Below are 510 nucleotides of genomic sequence, written 5' to 3' on the forward strand. Positions count from 1 at the left end.
TATCTTTGATACCAACGATTTCAACTTCGTCGCCGACTTTAACGATGCCGCGCTCAACACGACCGGTAACAACGGTACCACGGCCAGAGATTGAGAATACGTCTTCGATTGGCAGCAGGAACGGCATGTCGATCGCACGGACTGGATCCGGGATGTAGTTGTCCAGGTGTTCAGCCAGCTCGATGATTTTTGCTTCCCACGCAGCGTCGCCTTCCAGCGCTTTCAGCGCAGAACCACGAACGATTGGGGTGTCGTCGCCTGGGAAGTCGTACTGTGACAGCAGGTCACGTACTTCCATCTCAACCAGTTCCAGCAGCTCTTCATCATCAACCATGTCACACTTGTTCAGGAACACGATGATGTAAGGAACGCCAACCTGACGACCCAGCAGGATGTGCTCACGGGTCTGTGGCATCGGGCCATCAGTCGCAGCAACAACCAGGATCGCGCCGTCCATCTGCGCAGCACCGGTGATCATGTTTTTCACATAGTCGGCGTGGCCTGGGCAGT

At 55.1% G+C, this 510-nt stretch carries 1 protein-coding gene; it reads right to left on the reverse strand.

Annotated elements, in window-relative coordinates; all coding sequences use genetic code 11:
• On the reverse strand, window positions 1–510 hold a 510-nt coding region (locus ACR6AS_RS20555), incomplete at both ends, for a GTP-binding protein (protein WP_434163553.1).

The sequence above is a fragment of the Pantoea phosphatilytica genome, assembly GCF_051025615.1.
In the GTDB taxonomy this organism is placed as follows: domain Bacteria; phylum Pseudomonadota; class Gammaproteobacteria; order Enterobacterales; family Enterobacteriaceae; genus Pantoea.